A 12,337-nucleotide genomic window follows, 5' to 3' on the forward strand; every position below is an offset into this window, starting at 1 on the left:
CCATCCCGAACAGGACCGTGAAACGCCTTAGCGCCGATGATAGTGTGGCATTCGCCATGTGAAAGTAGGACACCGCCAGACTCCCCATTAGAAGCCCAGCTCAATCGAGCTGGGCTTTTTGCATGGCATCGCCCATCTTGCTTTCAATTGTGACGGGTCGTGTCGTGAAAATAGCCGCTAAAAAGCGGCTATTTGCGTTTATTGGCTACCCATAGGGGGCGCGCTACAGCATCAGGTTCAGCATCCGGTCAATGCGCACTCGGCTCAGTCGCGTGAGAATGGTGCGTACTTTTAATGGATAGTTACGCACGCTTTCCAGCTGGCGGTAGTGGCTGACACGGGTGGTGTGCTGCAGGATGTGTTGCTGTTCGCGCTGGCTTTGTGCTTGTAGCTGTTGATCTGGGTCGTGAATCAGCAAGGCATTTTCCAGATCGAGCCGGAATGCGCGCGGATTCATATTGTTTCCGGTTAGCAGGATGTGCTGCTGGTCACTCCACATGCCTTTGAGGTGGTAACTGTTGTCCCCCTCTTTCCATAGCTGCAGATGGAGTTTTCCCGCATCGATATGGGTCTGACGGCGTTTGGCAAAGCGGCGCAGATTCATTTCGTAGAGATAGGGCAGCGCCGCAATCAGGCGGAAGGGCTCGGATTCCGGAATGAAAAAATCGTTGGCGGTTTTGTCGCCGACGATGATGGTGACTTCCACGCCACGGCGCAGGGCGCGATTGATAGCGCGCAGTATTGCCATGGGGAAGTTGAAATACGGCGTGCAGATGACCAGCCGTTGCTCGGCCTTGGTGATCAATTGCAGGATGAGGCGATTCAGCGCATTGCCCTTGCCCAGGCCCAGTACTGGGGTGACACCCATGCCGTGCTGACAGGCCTGCTCGGGGGGCAGGGTGTAGTGCAAGTTTTCCAGCCGGCTGCGGAAGGCGCGGATTTCCTTGCGGATGCTACGGGTGCAGGGCACCGGTTTGTCTAACCGGAACACGGCCTCATCATTGAAAAAGTGCTGGCACAGCAACTTGGCCATGCTATCGGCCAGGGCGGCATTTTCAAGCAGGTGATAACGGTCGAAACGGTACTTGTCCTGCTTGTGCAGATAGACATTGTTGAGGCTGGCACCGCTGTAGATCACCTGATTGTCGACAATGAAACCTTTCAGGTGCAGTACGCCGAATAATTCACGCGTTTGTGCCGGGACACCATAAATGGGCAGTTCGACCGCATGGCGACTGCATTCTTCGCGATACCAGGCGGCATTGCAGCTGTCGTGGTTTTCGCCGATACGACCCCGTTGTGCACGATGCCAGTCCACCATGATGCGTATATCCAGTACAGGATTGGCTTGTTTGGCTTCAAACAGGGCGGCCAGTATTTCACGACCAGCTTCATCCTGTTCCAGGTAGAGTGCCGTGAGGTAAATGCGCTGACGGGCGCTGGCTATGGCAGCCAGCAAGGCATGCCGAAACTCTGCTGCGCTGAACAGGGTACTAAATGCTGCGGCGCTCAGCGGAAAACGCGGTAGGCGCTGCAATGAAGGCCGGTCAAAAAGAAATGCCATGCGGGATCGATCACGAGTAAAACGGTTGATCGAGGCATCCTAGCATCGTTTGCAGGTTTTGGGGGCGCTGGCCGGTGCATGTTGGCGAGCAGTAGGCTGGTGGCTAGAAACCAAGGCCATCGCGCAGGCGGTGGTAGAGCATAGACAAGCGCAGCAGGCTGTCTTCCAGCGAGGCTGGCAGTGGCAGTGGATGGGCATATAGCTTGTTGAATACATCGAAGCAGCCGATATCACCTGCCATGGTTTCTGCCAGCATTTTCCCGGCAATGCCGCTTAATGCGACACCATGGCCAGCAAAGCCCTGGGCGTGATAGATGCGTTGTCCTTGGCGGCCGATTTGTGGCAGGCGTGCAGGGCCGACATCCACATGCCCGCTCCATCCGTAGTCGATCTGCCGGTTTTTCCATTGAGGAAAGATGTTGGCGAGTCGCGCTTGTTGCTCGGCAATCTGGGCCTGAGGACTGGCGCTGCCTGGTAGCCCACCAAACAGCAGGCGATGATCGGGCGTCAGGCGGAAGTAATCTGGCAAGGGGCTGCCTTCACAGACGGCGGCGCCACCCGGAAGCAGGCTGCTGGCCAGTTCTGCCGGTAAGGGTGCCGTGGCAATGATGTGTGAGCGCAGTGGTACGATGCAGCGCCGTAACCCGGCTTGCAATGGTCCGATATCGACATTGCAGGCCAGTACCATTCTGTCGGCATTGACCCAGCCTTGTGGTGTGCCAATCTGCAAGCCGCGCTTGTCCTCATCGATGGAAGTGACTGGTGAATGCTCGAACAGCCTCACGCCTGCCTGTGACGCCGCTCGTGCCAGCCCCTGGGCATACTTGAGTGGGTGAAGATGGCCACAGCCGCTGTCGTAAAGTGCTGCACTGAAGAACGGTGAGTCGATGTGACTCTGCAGTGCCTGTCCTTCCAGCCATTGCGTGTCGTGATAACCATAGGCCTGTAGCTGGCGCTGTTGCGCTTGCACCCACTGCTGCTGCCGACGGTTGCGTACCGTGGTGAGAACGCCCCAGCGTAGCTCACAGGCGATCTGATGCTGATGAATGCGGTTGGCAATCAGTGAGATGCCTTCCAGTGATGCATCCCAGCATTGTCGGGCCCCCCGGCCGCCCAGCTGCTTTTCAAATGTGGCCATGGAAGCGGCAAAACCGTGCAGGATATGCCCGCCATTACGGCCTGATGCGCCAAAACCGACCAGGGCACCTTCCAGCAAGGTGACCGAGAGCCCTTTTTCAGCCAGGCTCAGTGCGGTGGACAGGCCGGTAAAACCGGCCCCCACCACACAGACATCGCAGCGTATGACTTCGTTGAGAACCGGATAGCGCTCGCGCAGTGGCGCGGTGGCCGCATGCCAGGAGTCGATGTGATGGCCATCAAACTGGGCCAGATGCGGTGCGTGTTCACGGTTCATGCAAGCTCTTTCAAGCCTGGCTTAGCAGATGGCGATACTCCCAGGGACTGACCTGGCGATTGAATTCCTGCCATTCACTCAGCTTGAGCTGACAATAGGTGGCAACAAACTGCGGTCCCAGCACGGCAGCCAGTTCAGCATTGGCAGCCAGCCGCTCCACCGCTTCCAGCTGGGTGCGGGGAAAGGCGTAGGGGCGACCATAGGCGCTGCTATCCAGCGGTGCTGTCGGCTGCAGTTCCTGTTGCATGCCAAGCAAACCGCAGGCCAGGGTAGTGGCCAAAGCCAGATAGGGGTTGGCATCCACACCTGGCAGCCGGTTTTCCACTCGTCGGGCTTGCGGGCCTCCGTGCGGAATGCGTAAGCCACAAGTGCGGTTGTCATAGCCCCATTCGACATTGATGGGCGCTGCCGTAAAGGGGGCCAGCCGACGGAAGGAGTTGACGTAGGGAGCCAGGAGCAGCAAGGCATCGGGCAAATAGTGTTGCAGACCGGCGATATAGTGGGCGAAACGCGGTGCAGCTTGGCCATTGTCCAGCGAGAAGGCGTTGCGGCCAGTATCGGCATGCACCAGGCTCTGGTGGATATGCATGGCGCTGCCGGCATCATCGGCCAGCGGTTTGGCCATGAAACAGGCCTCCAGCTGGTGACGGGCTGCGGCCTCACGCACCATGCGCTTGAACAGGAAGGCCTGATCGGCCAGCGCAATGGCATCGCCGTGTTGCAGATTGATCTCCAGTTGGCCGCAGCCTACCTCTTGCAGCAAGGTATCGGCCCCGATGCCCAGGCGTTGGCAGCCATGCTGGATATCACCCAGCACCGCATCCAGATCGTGTAACCGGTCCAGTGAATAGGGCTGACGCAGGCTATCGCCAGCGCTGCCATAGCAGGCGGGTGCTTGCGGAGCGGCATCCAGGCTGCTGCGGCGGGCAAACAGATAAAACTCCATTTCCGGCGCAACCACCGGCGTCAGGTCCAGTTCGGCATAGCGTGCCAGCACTCGCTTGAGCACATTGCGTGGTGCGAACTCCACCAGACTGCCATCCTCATGCAGGCAGTCGTGAATCAGCATGGCCGCCGGTTCGCGGCTCCATGGCAACTGGCGCAGGGTGCTGGCATCAGGCAGCAGACGCATGTCGGGGTCGAGTTCGGGTACCAGCTGTTGCAGGCAGTGGCCGCTGACGCTCTGTACCAGGCCAACCTGGGAAAAGCGCAGCTCGTTCGTGGCCAGCAGGCTGGCGGCGGGGACAACCTTGCCGCGTGCGCTACCGGTGATATCGGAAAACAGGCATTCGACCGTGCGAATGCCGTGGCTGTGCAGCCAATTTGCAGAATCTTGCATGGATGGTCCTTGTGCTAGGCATTGTCGTGAGCCGCCATATGGCGGGTATTACGGCACAACGCTAGCGGTGACCGACTGCAGTAAACGGCTGGATGAAGAAGCCCAGCGACAAGGCTGTCGGATTGGCCCACGGGCACAGCGCCACCACTGCCAGAGGCAGGGCGGGGACGGCTGGTGGGTTGCGACGTGCTTGCATGTGGCCGGGCATCCTGATGAAGGGTGGGTAGTGCTGCGCTGATTTTTAAACGGCTTTGCCCGCTGGCGTCAATTCTTTTTAATGTGTCTGGCGCATGCTGTGGTGGATTTGCCGGGCACTCGGGTGGACAGCCGCATGGCAAGAGCTGGCGAAATGTGCAAAAATTCGGTCAACTAGACGATTTGCAGGTTTTTTTCATGCTGGACCGGGACGGATATCGCCCCAATGTCGGAATCATCCTCATTAACGGTAAAAATGAGGTGTTCTGGGGCAAGCGGGTGCGCGAGCATTCCTGGCAATTTCCGCAAGGAGGCATCAAACCGGGCGAAAGTCCGGAAGCGGCCATGTACCGCGAGCTTCTGGAGGAGGTCGGGCTGTTGCCGCAACATGTCAAGATCGTGGGGCGTACCCGCGACTGGCTGCGCTATGACGTGCCCAGCAACTGGGTAAGGCGCGAATGGCGTGGCAGTTATAAAGGACAGAAACAAATCTGGTTCCTGCTGCGGCTGACCGGGCGCGATTGTGATGTCTGCCTGCGTGCCAGCAGCCATCCGGAATTCGACGGCTGGCGCTGGAATGACTATTGGGCACCAGTGGATGCGGTCATCGAGTTCAAGCGCGATGTTTATATCCGCGCCCTGACCGAGTTATCACGTTTTCTCAAGGGCCTGGAAAATTACGACAGCTTCCTGCAGCGTATGCGTCAGCCCGCCTGCGGTTTACCGGACAAGCTGCAGGATCACTGACGCCGCATTGCCGGGCGATCTGCATCATTCTTCAAGCAAGCGGCGGCCCAGTGCTGCCGTTTGAGCATCATGCCCTTCCCGCCGTATGGCGGGGCGGCGACATCATTCAGCTTGGCCCTGGCTGCAGGGCCGATACAGGCGACGAAACAAGCTATGACTCAACAATACGACGAATCCTCGGTACGGGTGCTCAAGGGGCTGGAACCGGTCAAGGAACGGCCGGGCATGTATACCCGCACCACCGACCCCACGCATATTTGTCAGGAAGTCATCGATAACGCAGCCGACGAGGCGCTGGGTGGCTATGCCCGCAAGATTGCCGTCACCGTGCATCAGGATGGCTCGCTGTCGGTAGAGGACGATGGTCGCGGCATTCCGGTGGGCCTGCATCCGCAGGAAGGCGTGCCGGTGGTGGAGCTGGTATTCACCCGGCTGCATGCTGGCGGCAAGTTCAACAAGAAGGATGGCGGTGCCTATGCCTTCTCCGGCGGTCTGCATGGTGTGGGCGTGTCGGTGACCAATGCCTTGTCCACCCGGCTGGAGGTGGAGGTCAAGCGCGAAGGTGGTGTACACCGCCTAGTGTTTTCCGGTGGGGATGTGATTGAGCCACTGGCCCGTATCGGCGATTGTGGCTCGCGCACCAGCGGCACCCGCGTGCGGGTATGGCCGGACGGCAAATATTTTGAAAGCCCGCGTTACTCGCTTCCGGAGCTGGAGCGCCTGCTGCGCGCCAAGGCGGTATTGCTGCCCGGCGTTGCGGTGACGCTGACGGTGGAGCGCCCCAGTGGTGACGAGGTCAAGGTGTGGCAGTATCCGCAGGGCCTGAAAAGCTATCTGGCCGAGCTGTGCAATGGCGACGAGCCGGTCGCCCCGCTGTTTGCCGCCGAAGCCTATATCGGTGACGACCACGAACAGTTCGCCAAGGGCGAGGGCGTGCAATGGGCGATGGCCTGGTTCGAAGACGGCGCCAGCGGCGAGAGCTACGTCAACCTGATTCCCACCCCGTCTGGCGGTACGCACGAAGCCGGCCTGCGCGCCGGGGTGTTTGATGCAGTGAAGACCTTTATCGATCACCACAATCTGCTGCCGCGTGGCGTCAAGCTGATGGCCGAAGACGTGTGGAGCCGGGTACGCTTTGTACTGTCCGCCCGCGTGCTCGACCCGCAATTCCAGGGCCAGACCAAGGACAAGCTCACCAGCCGCGATGCGCTCAAGCTGATTTCCAGCCTGGCACGTGACCCGGTGGAGCTGTGGCTGAACCAGAATGTGGAAGCCGGCAAGAAGATTGCCGAACTGGCCATCCGTCAGGCGCAATCACGGCTGAAGTCGGTCAAGAAAGTAGAAAAGAAAAAAGGTTCGGGCGTTGCCGTGCTGCCGGGCAAGCTGACGGATTGCGAAAGCGAAGATCTGGAGCGCAACGAGCTGTTCCTGGTAGAAGGTGATTCGGCCGGTGGTTCGGCCAAGCTAGCGCGCGACAAGGAGTACCAGGCCATCCTGCCGCTGCGTGGCAAGGTGCTCAACAGCTGGGAAACCGACAAGGATCAACTGTTTTCCAATGCCGAAATCCATGACATCTCGGTGGCCATCGGCGTCGACCCGCACGGGCCGGATGATCACCCCGACCTGTCCAGCCAGCGTTACGGCAAGATCGCCATCCTGTCTGATGCCGACGTGGACGGCTCGCACATTCAGGTGCTGTTGCTGACCTTGTTCTTCCGCCATTTCCCGCGGCTGATTGAAAACGGCAATATCTACATCGCCCAGCCGCCGCTGTTCCGGGTGGATGTGCCGGGTTCGGGCAAGAACCGTCCGCCGCGCAAGATTTATGCGCTGGACGAGGGCGAGCTGAATGCCATTCTCGACCGTCTGCGCAGTGAAGGGGTGCGCGAGGGCAGCTGGGGGATCTCGCGCTTCAAAGGTCTGGGCGAGATGAACCCGGAGCAACTGAAGGACACTACCATGAATCCCGATACCCGCCGCTTGTCGCGGGTGCAGGTGCGTCCGGGGGAGCTGGCCCATACCCTGTCCACCTTCGTCATGCTGATGGGCAAGGGCGAGGCTTCCAGCCGTCGTAGCTGGATGGAAGCCAAGGGCAATGAGGTGGAGGCCGATATCTGAGCCAGTCGCTGTCTGGCGCTGATGGGCATGCAAAAGGGGACCTGCGGGTCCCCTTTGCCATGGCAGATCACAATTGCTCAGTCGGCCAGTGCGATCACCACCCGCTTGTTGCGTGCGCCCTTGCTTTCAATCTTTTTCACCAGCAGGCGGCCGATTTCGCCGGTGCTGCGCACATGGGTGCCGCCACAGGGCTGCAGGTCGACACCATCAATTTCCAGCAGGCGGATTTCTGGCAAGTCCAGCGGTGGGGTCACCGACATGGTCTTGATCAGCTCCGGACGCGTTTTCAATGCTTCGCCACTGGTCATCTGGATGCTCACCGCCAGGTCCTTTGCCACCAAGGCATTCAGGCCAGCCTCGATGGCGTCCTTGTCCAGCTCCATGCCTTCCGGAATGTCGAAGTCCAGCCGGCCGGATTCTGCAGTCAGATTGCCGCCGGTGACGCCGGCCTTGATTACTACAGCTAGCAGGTGCAGTGCGGTATGGGTGCGCATGTGGCGGTGACGGCGCGCCCAGTCCAGCGTCAGGGTGACGGGGCTGCCTGATGCCAGTTGTGGGGCATCGGCGGCGGTGATATGGAGGATTTCGCGGGTTTCGCGGTTGCGCCGGGTATCGCTGATGGCCAGCGTGCTGCCATCGGCCAGGGTCAGCGTGGCGGTGTCGCCGGGCTGGCCGCCGCCCAAGGGGTAGCACAGGGTGTCTGCCAGCACCAGGCCGGCATCGTCATGGCGCACGACGGTGGTTTCCAGCTGGCGTTGGTAAGGGTCGAGGTAAAAGCGCTCCGGCATGACGGCTCCTTGGGTGGGGAATGATCTGATCATGACAGGGTGATGGCGTTGTGCGGTCATTTCAAGTGGCAATTCCCTGGCAAATGCAGGGTGACAGCTTGTGAAGGCTGGCCGGGAATACGATAATCGCCCGTTCTTCGTTTTTTGCGCGCCTGCTGCAAGGCTGGGCGCGGTGTGCTGCCATGACCCAAGCCCATAATCTGGAAACCTACACCCCGCCGCCGGATACCGGTCTGGCGGTGATTTACGCCGACGACTGCCTGGTGGTGGTGGACAAGCCGTCTGGCCTGCTGTCGGTGCCCGGGCGTGGCGAGGGCAAGGAGGATTGCCTGGTCAGCCGGGTGCAAAAAGTGTATCCCGACGCACTGACCGTGCACCGGCTGGACATGGCTACCTCGGGCTTGGTGATCTTTGGCCGTGGGGCTGCGATGCAGCGTGCGCTGTCGATTGCTTTCATGGACCGCAAGGTGAAAAAGCGCTATATCGCCGTGGTGGACGGTATTGTCGAAAGCAATAGCGGCACCATCGACCTGCCGCTGATCATCGATTGGCCGAACCGGCCACGGCAGAAGGTGGATCTGGTGGAGGGCAAGCAAGCCATCACCCATTACCGCGTGGTATTGCGCGATTCCCTGCGGCAGACCTCGCGCATGGAGCTGGACCCGCAAACCGGCCGTGCCCACCAGTTGCGCATGCACATGCTGCATCTGGAAAGTGGCCATCCCATTCTGGGCGATGACATTTATGCGCCGCCGGAAGTACTGGCCAAGGCCGAGCGCCTGCTGCTGCATGCCTCGCGGCTGGTGTTGCGCCACCCGATTACCCGTGAAGAAATGGAATTCGAAGCCCCCGTGCCGTTTTGATGGCCTGGTGTTGCCCGCAAAAAAGCCTGCTTGTCGTCCAAGCAGGCTTTTTTACTTTAGATCGCCAGCTTACTGCCGTGCCGTGCGGGTGTTGTGCTGTGGCGGTTTTGCCGCATTGCTGCGCCAGGGGTTGATGTCCAGGCCGCCACGGCGGGTGTAGCGGGCGTAGACCGTCAGTTGCTGCGGTGCACAGGCACGCAGGATGTCGGTAAAGATGCGCTCCACGCATTGCTCGTGGAATTCATTGTGCTGGCGGAAGCCGATCAGGTAGCGCAGCAGTGCTTCGCGGTCCAGTTTCGGGCCGGTGTAGCGGATCTGCAGGCTGCCCCAGTCTGGCTGGCCGGTCACCAGACAATTGGACTTCAGCAGATTGCTGCACAGGGTTTCGCTGACGATATGGCTGTTATCGGCACGCAGAATCTCCGGGCAGGGCGCGTAGTTGTCCACGGCGATGTCCAGCGCGTCGATATAGTCGCCGGCCAGTTCGGCAATGCGCTCAGCGGCAAAGTCCTGCGGCAGCTGTACGCTGACCGATACCGCGCCGCCGGCAGCATTGGACAGGTCCAGCGCCAGCTGCGCCTGTAACTCTGCCAGGCTGGCAATGCGGGTCTGGTTATAGCTGTTCAGGTAAAGCTTGAACGATTTGGACTCGATCAGATTGGGGCTGTCGGCCGGAATGAGGAAGGTGGCAATGCCCACCTGCGGCTTGCCGCGTGCATTCAGCCAGGACAGCTCGAAGCCGGTCCAGATATCCACACCGGCAAAGGGCAGGGCCTGTTCGTTCACGCCGATTTCATCGCGTTTCATCTTGCGCGGAATGGGAAACAGCAGGCTGGCGTCGTACTGGTCCTGATAGCTGACGGTTTTGCCCAGCGGGGACTGATCGGGTGTCAGGTGCGGAGTGGTCATGAAAGGAATTCCGTGAAAAATGCGAGCTGGCTGCGCCGGTTGCTGCTCAGAACAGCAGGCCTTTGCGCCATAGCGCCATTAAGTCCATGGTGAGTGCCACGCTACAATGCAAGGCGATGCCCAGCCAGATCGAGCGATAGCGATAGCTCAGCGCACCCAGTGCCATGCCGGCGATGATGGCGGCCAGGCTTTCTAGCACCGGCTTTTCAAAATGGATCATGCAGTAGGGCAGCACCATCACGAAGATGGCAGATACCCCAAAGCGCGGCTTGAGGCCATGTACCATGTAACCGCGAAAGAAGAACTCCAGCGCGGCAAATTGGGCGAAGTATAACAGTTCCCACCAGGCCCAGTGCGGCCACAGGCTTTCTTGTGGGCCAAGGCGGAAGAAGGGGTAGATCTGCAAGAAACCCGGCTGCGCCGACGCCCACCACACCAGTGGCAACATGATGGCGTAAAACAGCAAGAACAGCTTTCCATCCGTGCGCAGCAAACGCCAACTGGGTAGGGCCAGACCAAAATCGCTCAGCGGGCGGCGCAGCACCAGCTTGATGTGTAGCAGCGGTAACAAGCAGTAGCTGGCCACGCTGGCCAGCGACCAAAACAGTGAGCGGTAGAGCTGGGTGTCCGGGTTGTGCACGATCTGGCGCTGAAAGACGGTGGCCCAAGCAGGTAGCGTGTTGCGCAGACAGTCCAGCAGCCAGTGGCTGTTGGCCGGGTAGTACAGCAAGGTCAGGCTTAGGCAGCACACCAACAGTACGGCGACAGCTTGCCGGTCGGCCGGGGGCAGGGGTGATGACGTGGTCAACTGTTAGTGTTCCTTGCGCATGAACTGGCGCGGGCGGAAGCCCAGTGCAAACAGCGAGGCGAAGTAGGTGACGGCGCCGGCCACCACCAGCAGGGTCAGCCAGCACACGCGCTGCCAGGCGTGGCCATCCCAGTGGATGGGCAGCAGCCATTGCAGGGCCAGCAGTACGGCGGTCATCGCCAGGATGGCCAGTGCCATCTTGCCGAGGAAGCTGCTCCAGCCGGCTTGCGGCTGGTAGATCTTGCGTTTGAGCAGGGTGGACAGCAGCAGGCCGGCATTCAGGCAGGAGGCCAGGCCGATGGAGAGCGCCAGTCCGGCGTGTTTGAGCGAAAACACAAACATCAGGTTCATCAGCTGGGTGCAGCCCAGGGTAATCAGGGCAATGCGTACCGGCGTCTTGATGTCTTGTCGCGCATAAAAGCCCGGTGCCAGCACCTTGACCAGAATCAGCCCCAGCAGGCCCAGGGAGTAGGCGATGACGGCCTGTTGCGACATCAGCGCATCATGCGCGGTAAAGCGGCCATACATGAACAGGGTGGACAGCAAGGGGCCGGACAGCAGGCCCAGGCCTACGGTGGCCGGCACCGCCAGCAGCAGCGACAGGCGAATGCCCCAGTCCAGCAGTACGCTGAATTCACTGTCGGACTTACTGGCAGCATGCTTGGACAGCGAGGGTAGCAGGATGGTCCCCAACGCCACGCCCAGCACGCCGGAGGGGAATTCCATCAGCCGGTCGGCGTAATACATCCACGACACGCTGCCGGTGGGCAGGAAGGAGGCGAAGGTGGAGTTGATCAGCAAGGAGATCTGCGCCACCGATACCCCGAAGATGGCCGGGCCCATCTGGCGGATTACCCGCCATACCGCTGCATCCTTGAAGTCGAAGATAGGCATGGTGAGCATGCCGATCTGCTTGAGAAAGGGCAGTTGCCATACCAGCTGGATCAGGCCGCCGACAAACACCGCCCAGGCCATGGCCATGATGGGCGGGTGAAAGTTGTGGGTGAAGAACAGCGCAAACACGATGAAGCTGAGATTCAGAAAGGTGGGTGTGAAGGCCGGGATCGAGAATTTGCCCCAGCTATTGAGTATGCTGCCGGTCATCGACGACAGCGAAATGAAAAAGATATAAGGAAACGACACGCGCAGGATGTCGGCAAACAAGGCTGCTTTGGCTGGTTCGCGATAAAAGCCGGGGGCGGAGATCCACATGATGGCCGGGGCAGCCAGCATGCCGATGGCTGTCACCAGCAGCAGTACCGAACCCAGTACACCCGTTACCTTGGCGACGAATTCGCGGGTTTCGGCTTCGGTTTTCTGATTCTTGTATTCACCCAGGATGGGGACAAACGCCTGGGAGAACGCCCCTTCGGCGAACAGACGGCGCAACATATTGGGAATCTTGAAGGCGGCATTAAAGGCATCTGCCGCCATGCCGGCGCCAAAGACGCGGGCGATAAGGGTGTCACGGACCAAGCCGAGAATACGCGACACCATGGTCATGCTGCTGACTGCAGCCAGAGCCTTGAGCAGGTTCATTTATTGGGGGGGAGCTGTCTCTTATACACACTGACGCTGCCGACGAACGCGCC

Annotated in this window: 11 protein-coding genes; 3 read left to right on the forward strand and 8 right to left on the reverse strand. The window is 60.0% G+C overall.

The annotated features are described in order from the left end of the window. Window positions 1–223: 223 nt before the first annotated feature. The 4 genes from pssA to H2Z84_RS21260 form a co-directional block, all read right to left on the reverse strand. Window positions 224–1,564 carry a CDP-diacylglycerol--serine O-phosphatidyltransferase gene (pssA, locus tag H2Z84_RS05865; protein WP_181835154.1) on the reverse strand — a complete coding sequence of 447 codons (1,341 nt, stop codon included), beginning with the start codon at window positions 1,562–1,564 and terminating at the stop codon, window positions 224–226. 103 nt (window positions 1,565–1,667) lie between these two features. Then, window positions 1,668–2,978 (reverse strand): NAD(P)/FAD-dependent oxidoreductase, encoded by a 1,311-nt coding sequence (locus tag H2Z84_RS05870; RefSeq protein WP_181835155.1) that lies wholly within the window; start codon window positions 2,976–2,978, stop codon window positions 1,668–1,670. Window positions 2,979–2,988: 10 nt separating this feature from the next. After that, a complete protein-coding gene (locus H2Z84_RS05875; protein WP_181835156.1) occupies window positions 2,989–4,317 on the reverse strand; it encodes a glutamine synthetase family protein in 1,329 nt (442 codons plus the stop codon). 61 nt (window positions 4,318–4,378) lie between these two features. After that, window positions 4,379–4,513 (reverse strand): hypothetical protein, encoded by a 135-nt coding sequence (locus tag H2Z84_RS21260; protein ID WP_255424536.1) that lies wholly within the window; start codon window positions 4,511–4,513, stop codon window positions 4,379–4,381. A 197-nt stretch (window positions 4,514–4,710) separates the two neighbouring features. On the opposite strand from H2Z84_RS21260, the gene H2Z84_RS05880 reads away from it, so the two are divergent. Together H2Z84_RS05880 and parE are read left to right on the forward strand one after the other, a co-directional pair. After that, window positions 4,711–5,259, forward strand: a complete 549-nt coding sequence (locus tag H2Z84_RS05880) for an RNA pyrophosphohydrolase (RefSeq protein WP_103524099.1) — start codon at window positions 4,711–4,713, stop codon at window positions 5,257–5,259. Window positions 5,260–5,412: 153 nt separating this feature from the next. After that, window positions 5,413–7,377, forward strand: coding sequence for a DNA topoisomerase IV subunit B (gene parE / locus H2Z84_RS05885; protein WP_103524091.1), 1,965 nt, complete (start codon window positions 5,413–5,415; stop codon window positions 7,375–7,377). A 77-nt stretch (window positions 7,378–7,454) separates the two neighbouring features. Here parE and H2Z84_RS05890 read toward each other — a convergent pair whose 3' ends face one another. Further along, on the reverse strand, window positions 7,455–8,165 hold the full coding sequence (locus tag H2Z84_RS05890; protein ID WP_181835157.1) for an alanyl-tRNA editing protein: 711 nt from the start codon (window positions 8,163–8,165) through the stop codon (window positions 7,455–7,457). Between the two features lie 182 nt (window positions 8,166–8,347). On the opposite strand from H2Z84_RS05890, the gene H2Z84_RS05895 reads away from it, so the two are divergent. Beyond that, entirely contained in the window at window positions 8,348–9,028 is a 681-nt protein-coding gene (locus tag H2Z84_RS05895; protein WP_181835158.1) for a pseudouridine synthase, read from the forward strand. A 69-nt stretch (window positions 9,029–9,097) separates the two neighbouring features. Here H2Z84_RS05895 and queF read toward each other — a convergent pair whose 3' ends face one another. The 3 genes from queF to murJ are packed head-to-tail and all read right to left on the reverse strand — an operon-like array spanning window position 9,098 to window position 12,284. Continuing rightward, the gene (queF, locus tag H2Z84_RS05900) at window positions 9,098–9,937 is read right to left on the reverse strand and encodes an NADPH-dependent 7-cyano-7-deazaguanine reductase QueF (RefSeq protein WP_181835159.1); all 840 of its coding nucleotides are present in this window, start codon (window positions 9,935–9,937) and stop codon (window positions 9,098–9,100) included. A gap of 46 nt (window positions 9,938–9,983) precedes the next feature. Further along, window positions 9,984–10,745, reverse strand: coding sequence for a CPBP family intramembrane glutamic endopeptidase (locus H2Z84_RS05905; protein WP_181835160.1), 762 nt, complete (start codon window positions 10,743–10,745; stop codon window positions 9,984–9,986). A 3-nt stretch (window positions 10,746–10,748) separates the two neighbouring features. Beyond that, complete coding sequence (murJ, locus tag H2Z84_RS05910) at window positions 10,749–12,284, reverse strand: murein biosynthesis integral membrane protein MurJ (RefSeq protein ID WP_181835161.1); 1,536 nt, start codon at window positions 12,282–12,284, stop codon at window positions 10,749–10,751. Window positions 12,285–12,337: the final 53 nt, after the last annotated feature.

Origin of the sequence: Aquitalea aquatica, assembly GCF_013911085.1 — a bacterium.
Lineage (GTDB): Bacteria > Pseudomonadota > Gammaproteobacteria > Burkholderiales > Chromobacteriaceae > Aquitalea > Aquitalea aquatica.

Excerpts from the sequence above, each read along its gene's own strand:
- pssA (WP_181835154.1), bottom strand. The coding sequence starts at position 1,564 with ATGGCATTTCTTTTTGACCGGCCTTCATTGCAGCGCCTACCGCGTTTT.
- H2Z84_RS05870 (WP_181835155.1), bottom strand. The coding sequence starts at position 2,978 with ATGAACCGTGAACACGCACCGCATCTGGCCCAGTTTGATGGCCATCAC.
- H2Z84_RS05875 (WP_181835156.1), bottom strand. The coding sequence starts at position 4,317 with ATGCAAGATTCTGCAAATTGGCTGCACAGCCACGGCATTCGCACGGTC.
- H2Z84_RS21260 (WP_255424536.1), bottom strand. The coding sequence starts at position 4,513 with ATGCAAGCACGTCGCAACCCACCAGCCGTCCCCGCCCTGCCTCTGGCA.
- H2Z84_RS05880 (WP_103524099.1), top strand. The coding sequence starts at position 4,711 with ATGCTGGACCGGGACGGATATCGCCCCAATGTCGGAATCATCCTCATT.
- parE (WP_103524091.1), top strand. The coding sequence starts at position 5,413 with ATGACTCAACAATACGACGAATCCTCGGTACGGGTGCTCAAGGGGCTG.
- H2Z84_RS05890 (WP_181835157.1), bottom strand. The coding sequence starts at position 8,165 with ATGCCGGAGCGCTTTTACCTCGACCCTTACCAACGCCAGCTGGAAACC.
- H2Z84_RS05895 (WP_181835158.1), top strand. The coding sequence starts at position 8,348 with ATGACCCAAGCCCATAATCTGGAAACCTACACCCCGCCGCCGGATACC.
- queF (WP_181835159.1), bottom strand. The coding sequence starts at position 9,937 with ATGACCACTCCGCACCTGACACCCGATCAGTCCCCGCTGGGCAAAACC.
- murJ (WP_181835161.1), bottom strand. The coding sequence starts at position 12,284 with ATGAACCTGCTCAAGGCTCTGGCTGCAGTCAGCAGCATGACCATGGTG.